Raw genomic sequence first — 16,901 nt, forward strand, 5'->3', positions numbered from 1 at the left:
GTCATGCATCTCGCCAGCTCGCTGCTCCTTATTGCCCTTGGCGGCGCGGCCGGTTCGGTGGCGCGGGCGTTGATCGCGCTGGCGCTGCCGGCGCGGTTTCCCTGGGCCACGCTGCTGGTCAACGTCGCCGGCTCTTTTCTCATCGGCTGGCTGATGGTGCGCTTCGGTCCGGCCGAGCAGCCGGCAGCCTCGTCCGTGCGCAGCCTCTGGGCCGTGGGTTTCTGCGGCGGGTTCACCACGTTTTCCACCTTCAGCTGGCAGACGCTCGACCAGATGACGAAGGGCCATTGGGGCGCCGCCGCAGCCAACGTGCTGCTGTCGGTCGCGCTCTGCCTGTTCGCGGTCTGGCTGGGATTCCGCCTGGGGCGGGTATGAAACGGATCCTCTGGCTGCTGGGTCTGCTGGGGCTTTCGCTGGCCCGCGGTGACGAGCTGTCGGCGCGGCTCATCGTCCTGGCCAACTCCCGCCAGCCGGAGTCCGTCGCGCTGGCGCGGTTCTATACCGAGCAGCGGGACATTCCGGAAACCAATGTCATTGCGCTGCCGCTGCCGGTGGAGGAAAGCATCACCTGGCGGCAGTTCATCGACGAGGTCTGGCGGCCGTTGCAGGACGAGCTATACCGGCGGGGTTGGATCGAGGGCACGGCCAGCAGCCTGCTCGACCCGTTCGGGCGCCGGCGCTACGCCCCGAGCGGCCATCGCATCTCCTACCTCGTCACCTGTCGTGGCGTGCCGCTGCGCATCCACCACGACCCGACTTTGCCCCGGCTCAAGGATGGCGTGCAGATCCTCGAGCAGTTCAACCGCAACGAAGCTGCGGTGGATGCAGAACTCAGCCTGCTCGCCCTGGGCAATCACGAGATAGCCGGACTCGTGGGCAACCCGTTGTTCGCCCAGCGCGGACCGCTGACGCTCGATGCCGCCCAGGTGGTGAAGGTCACGCGCCTCGACGGTCCCACCTGGGAAAGCGCGCGGCGGCTGGTCTCCTCGGCCCTGGCGGCGGAACGCAGCGGCCTGATCGGGCGCTACTACCTCGACCTGCGCGGACCGCATGCCGAGGGCGACAAGTGGCTCCAGACCGTGCACCGGCAGCTTGAGGCGTTGGGATTCCCCGGTGACACCGAAGAGACCGCGGCCACGCTTCCGTCCGAGGCCCGATTCGACCTGCCGGTCTTCTACTTCGGCTGGTATGCGGACAATCTCAACGGCCCTTTCGCCAAAGAGGGCTTCGCCTTTCCGGCCGGGGCGGTGGCCGTGCACATCCACAGTTATTCGGCGCGCACGCTGCACGCTCCGGCCGAGGGTTGGTGTGGTCCGCTCGTGGCGCGGGGCGTCACGGCGACGGTGGGCAACGTGTTCGAGCCCTTCCTCGAATTCACCCACCGGCCCAGCCTGTTGCTGCGCGCCCTGAGCGAAGGACGCAATTTCGGCGACGCCTCCTACTATGCGCTGCCGGTGCTGAGCTGGCAGGCGGTGGCGGTCGGTGACCCGCTCTACCGGCCGTTCAAGGCCGGGCTGGAGGAACAGTTGGAACGGGTTGACCTGCTCATCCCTGAGCTGGCCGCCCTGGTGCGGCTGCGGCAGTCAAACCTGCTGGCGTTGCGCGGCCAGTTCACCGAGGCGATCGGGTTGGCGCGCGCGGCCCTGCGTTCCGCGCGGGCCGCGGGCGATGTGCGCTTGGAAGAGGAGGTGGCGCAACGGTTGAAAAAGTTGGAGACCCCGGAAGCACCTTCGTCTCCGACCGTGTTGGTGAAGTAAGGCAAAGCGGCGAAACGTGCGCCGCGCGCAACCGCGGGTGCCAACCGGTGAGGCCAGGCACCCGGCCAATAAAAAAGCCCGCCGGGCGGCGGGCGGGAGATCGGCGGGATTGACCGGCGCGATCAGATCTTTTCCACGATGTGATCGGCGAGGCCGTAGGCGATGGCTTCCTCGGCATTGAGGTAGTAATCGCGGTCGGAATCCTTGGTGACCTTCTCGATGGACTGGCCCGAGGCATTGGCGAGGATCTGGTTCAGCTCGGCGCGGAGCTTCTCCATTTCCTTTGCCTGGATGTTGATGTCGGAGGCGGGACCCACCATGCGGCCGGTGATGAGCGGCTGGTGGATGAGCACGCGGGCATGCGGGTAGATGTAGCGGTTGCCCTTCTTCGCCGAGGAGAGGAGGATCGAGCCCATCGAGGCGGCCATGCCGGTGACCACGACCGTCACGGGGGAGCTGATGAGCTTGATGGTGTCGTAAACCGCCATGCCGGCCGTGATGGAGCCGCCGGGCGTGTTCATGTAGAAAGTGATCGGCTGGCCGGGCGCGATGGCCTCGAGGTAGAGCAGCTTCTCGGTGAGGTCCTTGGCCGACTGGTCGGTGACCGCACCCCACAGGAAAATTTTCCGCTGTTCGAGGAATTTCTTCTGGATGAGGGCGCCGACGGGCGCAGGCGACTTGGCGGAGGCTTCCTCGCGCTCGTCGTCTTCGTCGTCGTCAAAACGGGGGACAACCGGGCTCTGGTATTCGCGGGAGAGATTGTGGGCGGACATGGTTAGGGAGGGAATCTGGCCGGGCCGGTTTTGCGAGTAGTTTTTGCTCACAAGTCGGTCGGGAGGTCATCGGCGCAAAGCCCGTGCGGTTAAGCGCTAACCGGGCGGACAGACCGGTGGAATCCCCCTTGCGCCGGCTGGCCGGCAAGGGTTTCGTGCGGGCAAACCCGAGCCATGAGCCGAAAGTCCGAACCATCCCACCCCTCCGCTGAAAGCGGCCGGCGGGCCAGTGCGGCGACGAAGGCGATCATCGTGCTGCTGACGCTGGTGATCGGGCTGGGCGGAATGGTGGCGTGGTTATGGACGCGCCGGGCGACGCCGGTGGCGCTCTTTCCCGGAGCGACGCAAGTGGACAACCTGATCCGGAAGAAATTCCCCGAGACGGATTTCGCCCGGGTTTATCCCGGGATGAGTGCGGACGACATCGACCGGCTCCAGCGCGAGAGCTTGGGAATCCGTTACGTGTATGCACCGTTCGTCGAGTTTGCGCCGAAGCCGGTAGCGGGGCGCTTCGTGAACGTGAACGCGGCCGGCTACCGCGAAGGCCGTGCGCCGGCGCCGTGGCCCCCGGTGCGGGAGGACTTCACGGTGTTCGTCTTCGGCGGTTCGACGACCTTCGGCTTCGGCCTGCCGGACGGGCAGACGCTGGTGAGCGCGCTGGAGGCGGAACTGGCGCGGCGCTGGCCGCAACGCACGGTGCGCTGCTACAATTTTGGACGCGGCTACTATTTTTCCGCGCAGGAACGGGCGCTGTTCGAGTCGCTGTTGGCGCAGGGCGTCGCGCCGGATCTCGCCGTGTTCGTGGACGGGTTGAACGACTTCATCTACCACGACGGCGTGCCCGAGTTGACGGAGGAAATCGCCACGCTGGTCGCGCCGGATCTGCCTCCGCCCGCGCGGGTCGAGCCGGCGGACGATGCGCAGCGCGGTGCGGCGGTGGACCGGATGATCGCCGCCTACGCGCGGCATGTGAAACTCACCGAGGCGCTGGGGCGGGCGGCGGGCGTGCCGGTGATCTTCGTGGGGCAGCCGGTGCCGTTCCTGGACTTTCCGATGAGCGAGGCGAACTACCCGTTCAAGAGCACCTTTGCCGAGCACCGGCTGGCGAGCTGGGGCTACGGCCGTTTCAAGGAGGCCGCGCGCCTCGGCCGCTTCGGCGACCGCTTCGTGTGGTGCGGCAACGCCTTTGCCCGGGCGGAGACGGTCATGTATGCCGACAGCATCCACTACAGCGCGGCGGGGGCGGAGCTGCTGGCCCGCACCCTCGTCGAACGGGCCGCGCAGGTGGAGCTTTGGCCGTAGCGGCCTTACTGCGCGGGCTTGGCCTTCCAGACTTCGAGCAACTCGGGGGTGGCCTGGTCGCGGACGCCGTTGTCGGAGAGAATGTCCTCGGTTGAGTCGATCATCTCCTTGCGCGGGAAAATCATCGTCTCGCCCATGCCGAAAAACTCAAAGACGAGAAACTCATCGCGGTTGTCGCGCACCACCTCGACGAGATGGCGGAGATTCCTGATAGGAACGCCGTTGACGGTGCGAACGGCGCGGGAGACGGCGTTGTCGTAGCCCTTGACGAGCTTGTGCGGAAAGGAGGGCGCGGCCACGAGCACCAGTTCCTCGCCGGGGAAGGAAGGTTTCTCGCCGCGGCGGGTGATGAGCGGGCTGCCGAGGAAGCTCAGGCTGCTGAGGGCCTTGGCGTTGTTGGACACGGGGGCGACGTAGAGCGCGGTGGCCGGGGTGAAGGCAAGCGGGCCGAGGATGAAAAAGGGCGGGTAGCTGCCCTCGAGGTTTTCGATCAGCATCGGGCGGTTGGGGCTGACGGGCAGGCGGATGTCGCGGCTCTGTTTCGCCCGCACGATGGTAAGCGGGACCGTGCCTTCGCGCGCCAGTTGCTGGATGAGATACTGGAAGCGCACGCGCAGGCCGGTGCCGAGCTTGATCATGCCCTCGTTGTCCACCGGCACGTCGCCGATCCGGGTGATGAGGTCCCACATTTTCAGCGGGTAGGCTTCATCGGTGCTTTCCGGTGCCTGCACCACGATGCCCTCGGTGGATTTGTCGAGGCCGAGGTAGGCGCGCAGGGCGGGATTTTCGAGGGTCTGCAGCTGGTCGAACATCGCGGGTTTGCCGTCGTAACGACCATCGGTGATGTCCTGCAGGAAGAGGTCGATTTCCTCGCAGGGGATGATGTAGCCGATGTTGTCGGCGCCGCCGAGCCGGCTGAAGGCGAGACCGATCATCTGGTCGCCGGAGAGGGCGGGGCCGCCGCTGTTGCCGGGGTTGATGGCGGCGTCGATCTGGATGCGCAGGCCGCCGACCGGGTAGTTGTAGAGGGCGAACTCGATGCGGGAAACGATGCCCTTGGTGATCGAGAGATTGGAACCGCCGGTGGGAAAGCCATACACCATGACCGTGTCCTTGACGCTCGGCACCGTGCGGCTGCGGGGCAGGGGCGGACGGTTGGCGAAGAAGGATTCGTCCTCGAGCTTGAGCACGGCGAGGTCGATGCCGGGGGCGATGAATTCCAGGGTGGCCGGGAGCTTGTCGCCGGATTCATTGGCCTGCACCTGGATCTGGCTGGCGTAGAGCGCGACGTGGGCGTTGGTGAGGATGCGGTTGCCCTCGATAATCACGCCCGTGCCGGTGCTGTCGCGGGGCGCCTGCTTGGTCCACGGCTTGAAGGGATCGGGGTAGCGCATCGTCGCGAAGATCTTCACGACGGAATTTTCGACGGCCTTGCTGGGTGCGGTGTCGGCGGCGGGCGCGGGCGGAGCGGGGTCTTCAGCGCGGACGGCGGTCGGATTCAGGGCCAGCAACGCCACGAGCAATCCGGCGCTGCGCGAAAGGAAAAGGGGGAGGCGCATGGAGCGTAACAAGAGAGCCAAGAACCGCCAAAAGACGAGCCCGCTCTTCGCGCGGGTGTCCGCGGCTCCAAGGAAAATGGAGGGCCGCTTGAAGCCCGCAGCGTCCGGGTGAAAGCGTGGGGACAACAGTCCGGGTGGTCGCCGTTTCGACCGGCTCAAGCCGTTCGACAAGCTCGGGCCCTGAGCAGCAGCCGAAGGGGTCCCGAGCCTGTCGAGGGACGGCGCTCCATCCTGGCTACAGCCAAGGGCAGCTGCTTCGCGCCCCGATCGGCTCAACCCTGATAGGACGTGCGCCGCCGTTCCTGCCAGCGTTCGCGGCCGGCGAAGGGCGGCAACGAGTCGGCGACCGGATCATCCTTCACGAGCAGAAAATAGCGGGAGAACAGATCGTCCGCCGTGCTCCAGGCAAAACCGTAGGGCGGGCCGTCGGAGAGGTTTGGGGTGTTGTAATAATAAAAACCAATGAGCAGGCCGCGGTATTTGAGGAGCTGCGCCATGCGATCGCGATAAGCCTGACGCCGGTCGGGCGTGAACGCGCAGACGAAGGAGCGCTCGTAGATGACGTCGAAGGATTCCCCGGGGAAATCGTGGTGGAAGAAATCGCCCAGCAGCACGCGGTCCGCCAGCGCGGGTCCGACCAGCCGGCGTGCCCGCTCCACCGCAAAGGGGGCGAAATCAATCGCGGTGACGTCGTAGCCGGCCTCGGCAAAGGCCGTGATCTCGTAGCCGGAACCACAGCCGGGAATCAGCACGCGCGCGCCCTTGCCTTTCTTTTTTAGGAATCCTTTCAGCGAATCCGGAACGCCTTCGAAGTCCCAAGGTGTGTCGTCCTTGAGGTAGCGGGCGTTCCAAAACTCCGGTTGATTGGCGTCGGGCATTGAGAGGGGCTGAAAAATACGCGTTAAAACCGTGCGCGTGTAAACCCGGGTGACGGGCTCGCCGGGTTAATTACGCGTTTTTGACACTAGCGCTTAATCCTTATGAGGAAAGCCGTTAGTGAAATTTCAGGAGTGACCCACGCGGGCGCTGCTTTTCTCGGCCGCGAGACCGAGTTGGAGCAAATGCGCGATGCGCTCGGCATCATAGACGCAGCCGGCCCAGGTGCCGCCGCTGGCGTTTTGCAATGCTGACCAAAGCCGCGTGTCAGTCGGCACGTGCGGATTGGGGTGCAGGCCGGGATGGAGCGGGCGCGCATGCAGGGCCTCGGCGGCAAGCGAAACGACGTCCACCGAGCCCTCCAGATTGCGGGTGTCAATGCGCAGTCGAATCGTGTCCCCGTCGCGGAGTTTGCCGAGCGGGCCGCCGGCCCAGGCCTCCGGGCTCACGTGGCCGACACAGGCGCCGGTCGAAACGCCGGAGAAGCGGCCGTCGGTGATGAGGGCGATGCGCTGGCCGTCCTTCATGTGCTTGAGGGCAGAGGTGACCTGGTAGGTCTCCGGCATGCCGCAGCCAGGGCCGATGCCGGCGAGCACCATGACGTCGCTGGGTTTGACCGTGCCGGCCTTGAGGGCGGCGATGGCGTGGTTTTCGCTGGTGAAGACCCGCGCCGGACCCTCGTGCTGGAAGATGCCGTCGTCGCCGATGAGCTGCGGGGCGATGGCGGTGCTTTTCACCAGGGCGCCCTCGGGCGCCAGGTTGCCCCGCAGGAAGGTGACGCAGCTCGTGAGGCCGCGGGCCCGGGCCTGCGGTGCCGCCATGATGACGTCGCCCGGGTCGATGCCGTCGAGGGCGCGAAGTTTTTCGCGCAGGCGCGTGCGGCGCTCGGATTTTTCCCACCACGCGAGATTGTCGCCGAGCGTGCGGCCGGTGGCGGTGCGGGCGTCGAGCTTGAGCAGGCCCAGGTCGCGCAGGTGGAGCATCGCCTCGGGCACGCCGCCCGCGAGATAGACCTGCACGGTGGCGAAATGGCGCGGGCCGTTGGGCAGGGAATCCACGATCCGCGGCACGGCACGGTTGATGCGCGCCCAGTCGTCCACCGTCGGCCGGCGGAGGCCGGCGGCGTGGGCGATGGCGGGCACGTGCAACACCAGGTTGGTCGAGCCGCCGAAGGCCGCATGGCAGACCATCGCGTTGTGGATCGCATCGTCGGTGAGCAGGTCTCGTGTGGTGGTGCCGGCGAGATCGAGCGCGAGCAGCGCACGGGCGGAGCGGCGGGCGACATCGCGCCAGATGGGCGAGCCGGACGGGGCCAGCGCGCTGTGCGGCAGGGCGAGCCCGAGGGCCTCGGCCACAACCTGGCTGGTGGCCGCGGTGCCCATGAACTGGCAGCCGCCGCCGGGCGAACCGCAGGCCTTGCAGCCCATCTCGGCCGCGTGTTCGAGGGAGATTTCGTCGCGCGCGAAACGCGTGGCGAGGGTTTGCACCTTGCCGGTGTCCTCGGCCTCTTCGGCCAAGAGGGTAACGCCGCCGGGCACGAGCACGGTGGGAAGATCCGGCGAACCGGCGAGGGCCATGAGCATCGCGGGCAGGCCCTTGTCGCAGGTGGCGACGCCCAGCACGCCGCGGCGCGTGGGCAGCGAGCGGATGAGGCGGCGCAGAACCATGGCGGCGTCATTGCGGTAGGGCAGGCTGTCGAGCATGCCGTTCGTGCCGTTGGTGCGGCCGTCGCAGGGATCGCTGACGTAGCCGGCGAACGGAATGGCTTTGGCGGAGGCGAATACGCGCGCGGCTTCCTCCATCAGCAGGCCGACTTCCCAGTGACCGGTGTGGTAACCGAGTGCGATCGGCGAGCCGTCGGGCGCGCGGATGCCGCCCTGGGTGCTGAGAATGAGAAATTGTTTGCCGAGCATCGCGGCGGGCGACCAGCCCATGCCGGCGTTTTGCGTCCAACCGAAGAGTTCGCCGCTCGACATGCGGCGCAGGCGTTCGGCGTCGAGTGGCAGGCTGCCGGCCGGACCGGGCGCCGTGGTGCGCAGCGTGTAGATCGCGTCGTCGCCGGAATCGAGGATGGGGTCGCTCATTTTGGGGTGATACCAAACATACCTATCCTGTCATTCTGAGCGAAGCGAAGAATCCAAGGGAGCGAACGGGGCATGGGGCGGCTTGGATCCTTCGCTCCGCTCAGGATGACGCACACGCGGGTGTTGTGCTCATGCGACCGTGTTCACCAGCGTGCCGATGGGCTCGATCGTGATGCGGATTTCGTCACCGGAACGCAGGGTGAAACTGTCGGGCGGGACGATGCCGGTGCCGGTCATCAGGAAGGTGCCGTTCGGGAAGGAATTGTCGCGGAAGAGGAACTCGGCAAGCTCGGGAAACTTGCGTTTGATCTGGCTGATCTGGGTCGAGCCGTTGAAGCCGGCGGCGCCGGCGCGGCGGATCTCGATGGCGATGGTCGTCGTGGGCGGCAACGGTTGGTCGGTCACGAGGATGCACGGACCGAGACCGGTGGAGCGGTCATAGACCTTGGCCTGCGGCAGATAGAGCGGGTTCTCGCCCTCGATGTCGCGCGAACTCATGTCGTTGCCGATGGTGTAGCCGAAGATGCGGCCGGCACTGTTGATCGCGAGGGTCAGCTCGGGCTCGGGCACGTTCCATTTGGAGTCGCGCCGGATGCGGACGTCCATGGCGGGACCGGCCACGCGGTGCGGCGTGCCCTTGAAAAAGAGTTCCGGGCGATCGGCGTGATAGACCTTGTCGTAGAAGGTGCCGCCGCCGGCGTCCTTCGACTCTTCCATGCGCGCGGTGCGGCTGCGGAGGTAGGTGACACCGGCGGCCCAGATTTCCTGGTTGCCGATGGGCGCGGCCGGCGTGGCGGGCAACGCGGCGGGCAGGCCGGCCGACCAGACCTGGCGCGCCAGAGGGCCGGGCTCGGCGGAGCGGAAAAGTTCATCGAGGGTAAAGGTGCCGGCGGGGCGGCGAACCTGGCCGGCAGATTCCAGCAACGGACCGTGGGAGTCGGTGTAAACGCGGATCATGGGGTGAATGCATAAACGCCGGCCGCTTGCGTTTTGTCGAGTCGGGGTTGTGACACAAAGAAGTGATATTGGTATAATTGTGGACTGTCGCGGCAGAGAAGACGGCCGGGACTCCTTTATTTGCGCGGGGTTGTGCCGATGAACCGGGTAATAACCCCTCGTATCGTCATGAAATTCTCCCCCACCGCTGTTTTGTGTCTGCTGGCTGCGTGCATTGCGCTGCCGTTGTCCGCGTCCGAGAAAGCCACCGTCAAGGTTGAGGCCAGCCGCGCGCTGTCGCTCGCGATTGTCGATCTTGATCGCAAGAATCCGGCCAGCGAGTCGGTGCACGACACTTTCAAGGAGAGCCTGAGCTTCCAGATGAGCCAGCTCGTCAACATGCCCACGCCCATCAAGCCCGTGGCCGTGGATGCCTCGCGCGCCGGCTGGGGGCTCGGCACCGGAGCCTACGATGTCGCGGTAGTCATCGGCGGCGCCGTGCCGCGGACGATGGTCAGCGCCAATTTCACCATCTACAAGGCCACGCCCGCTTCCGGTGACCAGAAGCGGATCATCTGCCTGGTAACCCGCAACGAAGACCCGGGCCTGGCCAAGCTGCTCGCGCAGTCCTTCCCCGAGGCGCTTAAGGGTGCCTTTTTTCTCAAGGCCCTGCTTCGTTACGGCGGCGCACCGGAGACCGAGCAGACCGAGTGGAAGTTTGCGGGGCTCTGAGCGGGCTATAGCACATTCAAAAACTTTGGCCGCGCTTAAGCCGTAGGCGAAAGCGTGGTCAGGGTACGACCACTTTGTCGCTGTACGCCAAAGCGGCTACACGTCTGTTTAAAATGCTCTAGCCGCGACGAACTTCTCCGTCCAATCCGCAGGACTAGAGGTCCAGGTGACCGGTCAGTTCGGCGCGGAGCAACCGGGACTTCGCCGTGAGATGTCGCGGAGCGTTGGGCGAGAAGACGCAGAGGCGCATGGTTTACGGACGGAAAAAGGCGGGATCCGCGATCCCGCCCTCCAAATCAGATGAGACCCAGCTTCATCTTCCCTTCTTCGGAGATCATGCTCTGGTTCCAGGGTGGTTCCCAAGTGATGCGGACGTCGGCGGCGGCGACACCGGGAACGAGGAGGATCTTCGACTTCGCATCCTCGGCGATAACCGGTCCCATGCCGCAACCGGGGGCAGTGAGGGTCATGGCGACGTCCACCTTGTGGCCGCCGTCGTCCTGCTTGGCGATGTCCATCGAATAGACGAGGCCGAGGTCCACGATGTTCACGGGGATTTCGGGATCGAAGACCTGGCGGAGCTGGCCCCACACGGCCTCGGGATCGGGCGCGCCGTCGGCGAGCGTGGCGGCATTGACCGTCTGGTCCTTCAGGGTCTCGCCGATGGCGTCGGCGTCCTTGCCGTCGAGGCGGTAGAGGCCGGTGTCGGTCTGCACTGTGTAGCTGCCGCCGAGGACCTGGTGGATGAACACCGAGGTGCCGGCGGAGAGCGTGTGTTTGTCGCCCGAGGGAATCTGCGACGCATGGACGTCGCGGGAGAGGGTGCGTTGGCGGTTGTCGCTCATGATGAAAGGCAGAAGTTAACCACGAAAGACCCGGATCACACGAAAAAGAAATTCGTGTATCTGGTGTGTTTCGTGGTGATCAGTCTCATTCCTTGAACTTCTGGCGGATGATTTCGGTGAGGGTGTCGTGGAGGGCCTCGTTCTCGATCTTGCCGAGGACTTCCTCGAAGAAACCGAAGACGAGGAGTTCCTTGGCCTGGGCGGGCTTGATGCCGCGGGCCTCGAGGTAGAATTCCTGCTCGCGATCCACGCGGGCGCTGGTGGCGCCGTGCGTGCAGCGGACGTCGTTGGCCTGGATCTCGAGGCCGGGCAGCGAGTGCGCCTCGGCGTCGTCGGAGAGCATCAGGTTGCGGTTCGACTGATAGGCGTCGGTCTTCTGCGCGTCGGGGTCCACCACGATCAGGCCGGAGAAGATGGTTTTGGCCGTGTCGAGGAGCACGTTCTTGTAGAGCAGGTTCGAGCCGGTGTTGGGCGCCTGGTGGATCTGCAGCGTGCGCTGGTCGAACTCCTGGGTGCCGTGGGCGACAGTGAGGGCGAGCATCTCCGAATGCGCGCCGGGCGCCTGCAACTGAGAGAAACTCTCGTGCCGCGCCTGACGCGCACCGGCGTGGAGATTGAGGGAGAGAACCTTCGCGTCGCGGCGGGCGACGGTGGCGTTGAACTGGAACGACAGCGTGTCGCGGCTCCAGTCCTGCATGGCGACGTAGGTGACCTGTGCGCCGTGGCCGGCGTAGAGATCGTTGCCACCGCAGGCGAAGCCGCCGGCCGTGGAGCTGAAGAAGTCGGCGACGGTGACCTTGGCGTTTTCCTCCGCGACGACGAGGGTGTGCGGGAAGACCGCCAGACCCTGGCCCTCGGCCTGGTGGAAGACGGCGAGGACGTCGGCGACTTCGACGCCCTTCGCCACGTGGACGAAGGCGCCGTCCTCGAGGAAGGCCTCGTGCAGGGCGGCGAATTTGTCGGAGCCGAGCTTCGAGGGCTGCGTGAGGAGGTGGGCCTTCACGAGATCGCCGTGCTTGAGCAGGGCGTTCTGCAGAGTCTCGAAGATGACGCCGGCCGGGGCGGCCCCGGTGCGGGCGACCGCGCGGTTGTTGACGAAGGTGAGCGAGGCCTTGGCGGCGAAGCCCGGCGCAGAGGCGCGAGCAAGCTCGCTGCCCACAGCCGGCGAGAAACCGGCGAGCGTGAGCGCGCCGAAGTTTGAGAAGCGCCAGCCTTCGTCGGTGCGTTTGGGCATCGGCAGGGCCGCGAAGCGCTCGTAGGCGGCGCGTTTGCGGTCGAGCCACCAGGCGGGCAGGTGCTTCACGCGCTCAAGGTGAGCGGCGAAGGCTTCGCGGGTGAAGGAACCGACGGGGAAAGTGGGGGAGGAAACGGACATGGGAATTACGAATTCAGAATTACGAATTACGACCTGCGATTCGGAGGGTTTGAGAAATCGTCCCTCGTAAATCGTAAGTCGCAAATGCGTCGGTCAGCCGACGCTGCCCTCCATCTCGAGGTCGATGAGCCGTTTCAGCTCCACCGAGTATTCCATCGGGAACTGGCGGGCGAGGTCGTTGATGAAGCCGTTCACGGCGAGACTCATGGCCTGGGCCTCGGTGAGACCGCGCTGCTGCATGTAGAAGATCATGTCCTCGGAAACCTTGGACACGCTCGCCTCGTGCTGCGTGGCGTTCTTGTCGCCGCGCACGGTGATGGCGGGATAGGTGTCGGTGCGGCTGTTCGTGTTGATCAGCAGCGCGTCGCACTCGGTGTTGTTCTTGCAGCCCTTGAGGTGCTTCGGGATGTGGACCTGGCCGCGGTAGGTGGCGCGGCCCTGGCCGACGGAGATGGACTTCGAGACGACGACGGACGTGGTGTCGTCGGCCGCGTGGATCATCTTGGCGCCGGTGTCCTGGTGCTGGCCGTCGTTGGCGAGGGCGATGGAGATGACCTCGCCGCGGGCCTTGCGGCCCTTCAGGACGACGCCCGGATACTTCATGGTGAGGCGCGAGCCGATGTTGCAGTCGATCCACTTCACCTCGGCTTCCTCGTGGGCGACGGCGCGCTTGGTCACGAGGTTGAACACGTTGTTGGCCCAGTTCTGGACGGTGATGTATTGGATCTTCGCGCCCTTGAGCGCGACGAGCTCGACCACGGCGCTGTGGAGCGTCGAGGTGCTGAACTTAGGGGCGGTGCAGCCCTCCATGTAAACCACCTCGGCACCCTCGTCGGCGATGATGAGGGTGCGCTCGAACTGGCCGAAGTTCTCCGCGTTGATGCGGAAGTAGGCCTGGAGCGGCTGCGCGACCTTCACGCCCGGGGGCACGTAGATGAACGAGCCGCCGGAGAACACGGCGCTGTTGAGCGCGGAGAACTTGTTGTCGCCGGTCGGGATGACCTTGCCGAAGAACTTGCGGAAGATCTCCGGGTGCTCGCGGAGGCCCTCGGTCGAATTCATGAAGATCACACCCTGCTTGGCGACGATGTCCTTGATGTTCGAGTAGGCGGCCTCGGAGTCGAACTGGGCCTCGACGCCGGCGAGGAACTTGCGCTCCTGCTCGGGGATGCCGAGGCGTTCGAAGGTCTCCTTGATGTCGTCGGGCACCTCGTCCCACGTGCGTTTCGGCTTCTGGCCGCTGGCGAGGTAGTAGCGGATCTTGTCGAAATTGATGTTCTCGAGATCCTTCGTCGCCCAGTGCGTGGGCATGGGTTTCGAGAGGAAGGTCTTCAGCGCATTGAGGCGGAACTCGAGGAGCCAGGGCTCCTCCTTCTTCACCCGGCTGATGTAGCGGATCGTGTCCTCGGTGAGACCGGTGCCGGCGTCGAACTCGTAGTTCACGTCGTATTTGAAGTCACCCTTGGTCTGGTCGATCCCGGCGACGGGATTCTCGACCTCGGCTGCGGTGGCCTCGATTTCGGTGGGCGGTTTCATGTGTGAGTGGTGGGGAAAGTGAGAGTGAAGGTGGATCGAGCGATCCGTGTCATCCTGAACGAAGCGAAGGATCCAGAACGATGATCGGTGGCGGTTGTGCTGCTGGATGCTTCGCTGCGCTCAGAATGACAGGTGGCGGTGATTGAAGGGGCTCAGGCGGTGGCGGGTTGCTTGACCCAGTCGTAGCCCTTGGCCTCGAGCTCGAGGGCGAGGGACTTGTCGCCGCTCTTCACGATGCGGCCGTCGTGCATCACGTGCACGAAGTCCGGCACGATGTAGTCGAGCAGGCGCTGGTAGTGCGTGATGAGCAGGATGCCGGGTGCGCTGGCGCCGGCGCGCTGGGCGTTGACGCCTTCGGCGACGATGCGGAGCGCGTCGATGTCGAGGCCGGAGTCGGTCTCGTCCATCAGGGCGACCTTCGGCTCGAGCATGGCCATCTGCAGGATCTCGCAGCGCTTCTTTTCGCCGCCGGAGAAACCCTCGTTGACCGAGCGGGAGGTGAACTTGCGGTCGATCTTGAGCAGGTCCATCTTTGAGTAGAGGCGCTTGTAGTAACCGGTGGCGTCGAGTTCCTCGCCCTCGGCCATGCGGGCCTGGACGGCGGCGCGCAGAAAGTTGGCGATCGAAACGCCGGGGATCTCGCTCGGATACTGGAACGCGAGGAACAGGCCGGCGCGGGCGCGCTCGTCGGGTTCCATTCCGAGCACGGACACGCCGTCGAGCAGCACGTCGCCGCCCGTGATGGTGTAGTCCGGGTGGCCGGCGATGGCCTTGGCGAGGGTGCTCTTGCCGGTGCCGTTGGGCCCCATGATGGCGTGCACTTCGCCGCGCTTGATCGTCAGGGTGAAGCCCTTGACGATGGGCTTGTCGCCGATGCTGATGTGGAGGTCTTTGATCTCGAGTTGGCTCATGTGAGGAAGGGAAGAGTGAAAGTGAGAGGGGAAAGTGATCTCAGAAGCGTGTCATCCTGAACGGAGTGAAGGATCCAAGGGAATGGGCGGTGGCGGTGGGTGGTGCGACTGGATGCTTCGTGCGGCTCAGCATGACGGTGGCGGTGGATTAATTCCGGGCGGAGGGCGTGGCCTTGCCGCGGAAAACGATTTCGACGGAGTCGGCCGCGTAGCCGGGCGGGAGGATGGACTTGATCTTGGCGAGCACGCTCTCGGGCAGATCGATGTCGTGTGTCGCGCCGGTGCTCACGTCGTGAAAATGCGCGTGCGGATGCAGATTTGGGCAGTAGCGGGTGGGGCCGCGCTCGAAATTCACGGAGCGCACGAGGCCGCACGACACCAGCGTCTCAAGGCAGTTATAGACCGTGGCGAGCGAGATGCTGGGCATCGTGGCCTTCACGCGGGCGAAGACCTCGTCGGCGGTGGGGTGGTCGCGCTTCTCCAGGATGCTCTTCAGCACGACTTCGCGCTGCGGGGTGGGGCGGACGTCACAAGCCTTGAGTTGCTCGGAGAGGACAGCGTGGTTGTCGGAATGGGCGGACATGAGGGAGGTGGGTCGGAAAACCCAACTCATCTGCGACCCGGTTTCAAGTAGTAATTAGAATTATTCTAATTACTGATGCATGCCGCTGTTGCCGATGGATTTGATTAACTGCACGAATACCAATGCCATGGCTCATAAGCGATGCCCTGGCGATTGCCGCGCGGATAGGAGAGGCGAAACCCAAACTCACCTGCATGCTTCGTCAGCCAGCGGAATTCCCGGGTGCGGGCGAACGTGGCCTCGAGTGTCAGGTGCCCGGGCGCGCCGAAGTCGAGCGCCCGTCCGGAGTGGTGCTCGCTGCAGCCGGGCACGGCGCTGACTTTCAGGATGTCTGCGATGGCTTGGTCGCGCGCGAGCTTGCGGCGGATGATCAGAGTCTGGCGCGCCACACTGCGGAAAGCCGACAACGGCACGAGCGTGACGCCGTCAGCGGCGGCGGCAGCCTGCATTCTTCGCCATGCCTGCGCTGCGCGCGGGGTCAGGCGGAGAATGCGGCCGTCGTCCGCGGCGCGTCCGATGAAGACGAGCCGCTTGGCCTCGGGATGCAGCCGTTGCGACGCGCGCGCGGCGACGGCGGCCGGGATGCCGAGCCGGGCCCAGAGCCGGCGCAGGGCGGCGATGCCGGCGCGTGGCTTACGCCTTGAGGGCATTGGGGCAGGGGCGGCCGGCCGCAAAGTCGTCGAGGTTGCCCAGCGTGGTGGCCGCGATGGCGGTGACGGCTTCCTGCGTGAAAAAAGCCTGGTGGCTCGTCACGAGCACATTCGGGAAAGTCAGCAGGCGCGCGAGTTGGTCGTCAGCGAGGATCTGGCCGGACAGGTCCTCGTAGAAAACGCCTTCCTCCTCCTCGTAAACGTCGAGGGCGAGCGCGCCGAGCCGGCCGGATTTCAGCGCCTCGATCACGTCGCCGGTGTCGATGAGCGGGCCGCGGCTCGTGTTGATGATCACCACGCCCTCGCGCATTTGCACCAGCGAGCGCGCGTTGATCAGGTGGCGGGTCTGCGGCGTAAGCGGGCAGTGCAGGCTGATGACGTGGCTCTCGGCGAAGAGCTTTTCCAAGGTCACGTATTCCGCGCCGATCGCCTCGGCGGCGGGGTTTCGCGCGACGTCGAACGCCAGCACACGGCAGCCGAAGCCGCGCATGATCTGCGCGAAGCACACGCCGATCTTGCCCGTGCCGATGACGCCGACCGTCTTGCCGTGCACGTCGAACCCGAGCAGGCCCTCGAGGGCGAAATTGCCGTCGCGCACGCGGTTGTAGGCGCGGTGGATGCGGCGGTTCAGCGTCATGAACAGCGCGGCCGCGTGCTCGGCGACACCGTGCGGCGAGTAGGCGGGCACGCGCGCGACCGTGATGCCGTGGCGCGCGGCGGCGGAGAGATCCACGTTGTTGAAACCGGCGCAGCGCAGCGCGAGGTGTTTCACGCCGAGCGAGGCGAAGGTGGCGAGCACGGCCGCATCGGCATGGTCGTGCACAAAGAGGCACGCGGCCTGGGCACCCGCGGCGAGCGCGGCGGTTTCCGGCAGCAGCCGGGCCTCCAGGAAAACGAGTTCGTGGCGACCGGCGTTGGCCGCGGTCAGGAATTGCCGGTCGTGGGGTTTGGTGCTGAAGACGACGACACGCATGTCGTCAGT

Annotated in this window: 16 protein-coding genes; 4 read left to right on the forward strand and 12 right to left on the reverse strand. The window is 65.6% G+C overall.

Annotated features, from left to right (window positions below):
• Window positions 1-3: 3 nt before the first annotated feature.
• Both crcB and ESB00_RS03275 read left to right on the forward strand, forming a co-directional pair.
• On the forward strand, window positions 4-375 hold the full coding sequence (crcB, locus tag ESB00_RS03270) for a fluoride efflux transporter CrcB (protein ID WP_129046296.1): 372 nt from the start codon (window positions 4-6) through the stop codon (window positions 373-375).
• On the forward strand, window positions 372-1,757 hold the full coding sequence (locus ESB00_RS03275) for a TIGR03790 family protein (protein WP_129046297.1): 1,386 nt from the start codon (window positions 372-374) through the stop codon (window positions 1,755-1,757). Before crcB ends, ESB00_RS03275 begins: the two co-directional genes overlap by 4 nt.
• Before the next feature lie 122 nt (window positions 1,758-1,879).
• Here the strand turns inward: ESB00_RS03275 and ESB00_RS03280 are convergent, their stop codons facing one another.
• A complete protein-coding gene (locus ESB00_RS03280) occupies window positions 1,880-2,530 on the reverse strand; it encodes a ClpP family protease (RefSeq protein ID WP_129046298.1) in 651 nt (216 codons plus the stop codon).
• Window positions 2,531-2,704: 174 nt separating this feature from the next.
• On the opposite strand from ESB00_RS03280, the gene ESB00_RS03285 reads away from it, so the two are divergent.
• Entirely contained in the window at window positions 2,705-3,832 is a 1,128-nt protein-coding gene (locus tag ESB00_RS03285; RefSeq protein ID WP_129046299.1) for an SGNH/GDSL hydrolase family protein, read from the forward strand.
• 5 nt (window positions 3,833-3,837) lie between these two features.
• On the opposite strand, the gene ESB00_RS03290 is transcribed toward ESB00_RS03285, so the two are convergent.
• The 4 genes from ESB00_RS03290 to ESB00_RS03305 form a co-directional block, all read right to left on the reverse strand.
• Window positions 3,838-5,391, reverse strand: coding sequence for a S1C family serine protease (locus ESB00_RS03290; RefSeq protein ID WP_129046300.1), 1,554 nt, complete (start codon window positions 5,389-5,391; stop codon window positions 3,838-3,840).
• Between the two features lie 272 nt (window positions 5,392-5,663).
• The gene (locus ESB00_RS03295) at window positions 5,664-6,269 is read right to left on the reverse strand and encodes a methyltransferase domain-containing protein (protein WP_129046301.1); all 606 of its coding nucleotides are present in this window, start codon (window positions 6,267-6,269) and stop codon (window positions 5,664-5,666) included.
• A gap of 126 nt (window positions 6,270-6,395) precedes the next feature.
• Window positions 6,396-8,351 (reverse strand): YjhG/YagF family D-xylonate dehydratase, encoded by a 1,956-nt coding sequence (locus tag ESB00_RS03300; protein WP_129046302.1) that lies wholly within the window; start codon window positions 8,349-8,351, stop codon window positions 6,396-6,398.
• 129 nt (window positions 8,352-8,480) lie between these two features.
• Window positions 8,481-9,305 (reverse strand): fumarylacetoacetate hydrolase family protein, encoded by an 825-nt coding sequence (locus ESB00_RS03305; protein ID WP_425465753.1) that lies wholly within the window; start codon window positions 9,303-9,305, stop codon window positions 8,481-8,483.
• Window positions 9,306-9,476: 171 nt separating this feature from the next.
• Here ESB00_RS03305 and ESB00_RS03310 point away from each other — a divergent pair, with 171 nt between their 5' ends.
• A complete protein-coding gene (locus ESB00_RS03310; RefSeq protein ID WP_129046304.1) occupies window positions 9,477-10,019 on the forward strand; it encodes a hypothetical protein in 543 nt (180 codons plus the stop codon).
• A gap of 296 nt (window positions 10,020-10,315) precedes the next feature.
• On the opposite strand, the gene sufT is transcribed toward ESB00_RS03310, so the two are convergent.
• The 7 genes from sufT to ESB00_RS03345 form a co-directional block, all read right to left on the reverse strand.
• Window positions 10,316-10,864, reverse strand: a complete 549-nt coding sequence (gene sufT / locus ESB00_RS03315; protein ID WP_129046305.1) for a putative Fe-S cluster assembly protein SufT — start codon at window positions 10,862-10,864, stop codon at window positions 10,316-10,318.
• A gap of 85 nt (window positions 10,865-10,949) precedes the next feature.
• Window positions 10,950-12,239: a Fe-S cluster assembly protein SufD gene (gene sufD, locus ESB00_RS03320; protein ID WP_129046306.1), complete on the reverse strand. Its 1,290-nt coding sequence runs from the start codon at window positions 12,237-12,239 to the stop codon at window positions 10,950-10,952.
• A gap of 93 nt (window positions 12,240-12,332) precedes the next feature.
• Window positions 12,333-13,775, reverse strand: coding sequence for a Fe-S cluster assembly protein SufB (sufB, locus tag ESB00_RS03325; RefSeq protein ID WP_129046307.1), 1,443 nt, complete (start codon window positions 13,773-13,775; stop codon window positions 12,333-12,335).
• Between the two features lie 152 nt (window positions 13,776-13,927).
• Window positions 13,928-14,686 carry a Fe-S cluster assembly ATPase SufC gene (sufC, locus tag ESB00_RS03330; protein WP_129046308.1) on the reverse strand — a complete coding sequence of 253 codons (759 nt, stop codon included), beginning with the start codon at window positions 14,684-14,686 and terminating at the stop codon, window positions 13,928-13,930.
• 148 nt (window positions 14,687-14,834) lie between these two features.
• Window positions 14,835-15,269, reverse strand: coding sequence for a Fur family transcriptional regulator (locus tag ESB00_RS03335; RefSeq protein ID WP_129046309.1), 435 nt, complete (start codon window positions 15,267-15,269; stop codon window positions 14,835-14,837).
• 104 nt (window positions 15,270-15,373) lie between these two features.
• Window positions 15,374-15,919, reverse strand: coding sequence for a M15 family metallopeptidase (locus ESB00_RS03340; protein WP_129046310.1), 546 nt, complete (start codon window positions 15,917-15,919; stop codon window positions 15,374-15,376).
• Window positions 15,903-16,892 carry a 2-hydroxyacid dehydrogenase gene (locus tag ESB00_RS03345; RefSeq protein WP_129046311.1) on the reverse strand — a complete coding sequence of 330 codons (990 nt, stop codon included), beginning with the start codon at window positions 16,890-16,892 and terminating at the stop codon, window positions 15,903-15,905. Before ESB00_RS03345 ends, ESB00_RS03340 begins: the two co-directional genes overlap by 17 nt.
• Between the last annotated feature and the right edge of the window lie 9 nt (window positions 16,893-16,901).

The organism is Oleiharenicola lentus (assembly GCF_004118375.1).
Taxonomy (GTDB): Bacteria; Verrucomicrobiota; Verrucomicrobiia; order Opitutales; family Opitutaceae; genus Lacunisphaera; species Lacunisphaera lenta.

What these genes read in the sequence shown, in the direction of transcription:
- ESB00_RS03275 (WP_129046297.1), top strand. Translation starts at nt 372, where the DNA reads ATGAAACGGATCCTCTGGCTGCTGGGTCTGCTGGGGCTTTCGCTGGCC.
- ESB00_RS03300 (WP_129046302.1), bottom strand. Translation starts at nt 8,351, where the DNA reads ATGAGCGACCCCATCCTCGATTCCGGCGACGACGCGATCTACACGCTG.
- ESB00_RS03345 (WP_129046311.1), bottom strand. Translation starts at nt 16,892, where the DNA reads ATGCGTGTCGTCGTCTTCAGCACCAAACCCCACGACCGGCAATTCCTG.
- ESB00_RS03285 (WP_129046299.1), top strand. Translation starts at nt 2,705, where the DNA reads ATGAGCCGAAAGTCCGAACCATCCCACCCCTCCGCTGAAAGCGGCCGG.
- ESB00_RS03340 (WP_129046310.1), bottom strand. Translation starts at nt 15,919, where the DNA reads ATGCCCTCAAGGCGTAAGCCACGCGCCGGCATCGCCGCCCTGCGCCGG.
- sufB (WP_129046307.1), bottom strand. Translation starts at nt 13,775, where the DNA reads ATGAAACCGCCCACCGAAATCGAGGCCACCGCAGCCGAGGTCGAGAAT.
- sufT (WP_129046305.1), bottom strand. Translation starts at nt 10,864, where the DNA reads ATGAGCGACAACCGCCAACGCACCCTCTCCCGCGACGTCCATGCGTCG.
- ESB00_RS03335 (WP_129046309.1), bottom strand. Translation starts at nt 15,269, where the DNA reads ATGTCCGCCCATTCCGACAACCACGCTGTCCTCTCCGAGCAACTCAAG.
- sufC (WP_129046308.1), bottom strand. Translation starts at nt 14,686, where the DNA reads ATGAGCCAACTCGAGATCAAAGACCTCCACATCAGCATCGGCGACAAG.
- sufD (WP_129046306.1), bottom strand. Translation starts at nt 12,239, where the DNA reads ATGTCCGTTTCCTCCCCCACTTTCCCCGTCGGTTCCTTCACCCGCGAA.
- ESB00_RS03290 (WP_129046300.1), bottom strand. Translation starts at nt 5,391, where the DNA reads ATGCGCCTCCCCCTTTTCCTTTCGCGCAGCGCCGGATTGCTCGTGGCG.
- crcB (WP_129046296.1), top strand. Translation starts at nt 4, where the DNA reads ATGCATCTCGCCAGCTCGCTGCTCCTTATTGCCCTTGGCGGCGCGGCC.
- ESB00_RS03280 (WP_129046298.1), bottom strand. Translation starts at nt 2,530, where the DNA reads ATGTCCGCCCACAATCTCTCCCGCGAATACCAGAGCCCGGTTGTCCCC.
- ESB00_RS03295 (WP_129046301.1), bottom strand. Translation starts at nt 6,269, where the DNA reads ATGCCCGACGCCAATCAACCGGAGTTTTGGAACGCCCGCTACCTCAAG.
- ESB00_RS03310 (WP_129046304.1), top strand. Translation starts at nt 9,477, where the DNA reads ATGAAATTCTCCCCCACCGCTGTTTTGTGTCTGCTGGCTGCGTGCATT.